The sequence below is a fragment of the Acetobacter sp. DsW_54 genome (assembly GCF_002153575.1).
Taxonomy (GTDB): Bacteria; Pseudomonadota; Alphaproteobacteria; order Acetobacterales; family Acetobacteraceae; genus Acetobacter; species Acetobacter fabarum.
On sequence record NZ_JOPD01000039.1, the window covers coordinates 1 to 1,980 of the forward strand.

General features: G+C 42.8%; 3 protein-coding genes. All 3 read right to left on the minus strand.

Features of this window, described 5'->3' with window-relative positions; translation table 11 throughout:
• Nucleotides 1-243 (minus strand): type II toxin-antitoxin system RelE/ParE family toxin (locus HK20_RS12010; protein ID WP_086647282.1); only part of this gene is annotated, 243 nt, incomplete at its 3' end.
• A 516-nt stretch (nt 244-759) separates the two neighbouring features.
• Entirely contained in the window at nt 760-1,350 is a 591-nt protein-coding gene (locus HK20_RS12015) for a helix-turn-helix domain-containing protein (protein ID WP_086647283.1), read from the minus strand.
• 139 nt (nt 1,351-1,489) lie between these two features.
• Nucleotides 1,490-1,798 carry a HigA family addiction module antitoxin gene (locus tag HK20_RS12020; protein WP_233129206.1) on the minus strand — a complete coding sequence of 103 codons (309 nt, stop codon included), beginning with the start codon at nt 1,796-1,798 and terminating at the stop codon, nt 1,490-1,492.
• Nucleotides 1,799-1,980 lie beyond the last annotated feature (182 nt).

Here is a 1,980-nt window from a genome sequence, read left to right on the forward strand (position 1 = left end):
CCCCGCCTCAAACGTAAAGACTAATCGCCACTGATCATTGAGATTCAAAGACCAGAAACCAGCCAGGTCACCCGTAAGCTTATGTAGACCAACGCTTTTCAAAGGTGAGATGTCTCTTAGGTCGGATGTAGCATCCAAATCAGCAAGACGCTGATCGGCCAAATCTAGATCTAACCCTGAAAATTTACTTTTCCCTGAGACTGCAAACCTTTCGGTATCAGCATCGCCAAACGTGATAATCATATCGTCTTCTCCTATGTCTTTTGTAGTGAATGTTCATCATAGTACTCTCCAAATAACCTGTTGATTTACAAGATCTTACTGAAAACCCTAATCGGGTATGGGATATATTATCCCCGCATTTTTCTCAGTTTATCTGGAGCGTGGTAGGTTTCACCCACGCTCTGATTTATATATAGTACGCAATACATACTATGTCAACGAAAAAATTCTGTCGAACATGATATTTTTGAGCCAAAGGCGAATAAGTAGGCGTGGTGTGACGTCATACCACCTGTCTTGCCCAGCATTTACAAATTATTTTTACGGCAAAAATGGTTATCTTTTTTTGAAAAACTTACACAAAATATGGCTACATTCCGATGAAAATTTTGGATAAGAACCGGAACATTTTTGGCGTGATTCATCTAACTGACAGATATAAGAAAATGAGCTGTCAGTTAGATGAACAGCCTTCCTCGTTTGCTCCTTCTTCATGAGCATTTTTTTCTATCAGTTAGATGAATGTTGGGATGTCAGTTAGGTCTGCCAGCTTGCGATTTCGGCTAGAAGCTCATTTCTCGATCTTTTTGGAGGCTGTGGTTCTGGGTATCGCCTTCCAAAACTTAAGTTAGATATATTTTGAGTCACCTTCTCTGACATTCTGTCAGTTAGATGACTTACACCTTGCCATATTGCTCGTGCCATATGTTTTCCGGCGGCTCTAGCCTGCTCTGATGCAGTCACAATTAGGCGGTAAAGATTGCTTGTCCTAACTTTCTTCCCGCCTTGTACGATCATCCTCCGAGTTCTGACGACCAATCCAAGTTCATAAGCCCGTTCAAGAGCCCGGATAACAGTACGTTCTGACCTATTGCAGGTTTTGGCTATGGTCTCATGGCTAGGAAACAAACCGGCATGACCTAAAAAGGTCGCCAGCGTCATAAGCACGGATTTATGGGAAATCGTCAGCTTACCCTCGAAGTAGAGGTCATTCACCTGCTGACGAAAGGCTCGTTTTATCGTGAGAAAAGAAGATGTGGTCACTTGTCGTTCTCTCCGCTCAAGCAACCGTTTTTGTAAGAATAAGCAGTTGAAGTTATCTTCAACATTACTTAAGTCTTTCCTCATACGCGATCTGCTTGAGTGCTAGTCAGCGGTTCGTGAAGGCGATGGAGTTACCGCTCCATCGCCTTATTTTTTCAGATTCACTTTGTGAACCTTTGAGTTCAAAATTTCTTTCGAACATTAGCAAAATATTACTCTCAAACTAAGCACTAAGTAAGACTACTTCTTTGTTTATATCTTCTTCATGAGTGCGTTTTGCCAATGCCAGATCATAATTTTTCTGTAGACTCAGCCAAAAATCTGCAGAATTACCAAAAGCTCGACCTAAGCGTAGAGCTGTTTCGGCTGTTATTGCTCGCTTGTTCCGTACAATGTCGCTAATCCGGTTTGCAGGCACGTGAAGCTTTAGCGCCAAAGCATTAGCAGACAAATCTCGCGCTTTCATTTCAGCTTCGAGTGTTTTACCGGGCGGCACTGGACGAAGCGAAAAGCTACGTGTTCCAGTTGTCACTTCCGTTTTCCTTCTAAGTGTGTATCATGCTCCAAGCCCGCCCATTTCCGATAGGCGGGCTTGCATCACAATACGTCAGTGTTTTTTCTTTTTGTGAGTGTCCATAATCTTAACGTCGTAGGCATTCCCCGCCTCAAACGTAAAGACTAATCGCCACTGATCATTGAGATTCAAAGACCAGA

Bases quoted from the DNA above. Each gene is read 5' to 3' on its own strand.
- HK20_RS12015 (WP_086647283.1), bottom strand. From the start codon at position 1,350: ATGAGGAAAGACTTAAGTAATGTTGAAGATAACTTCAACTGCTTATTC.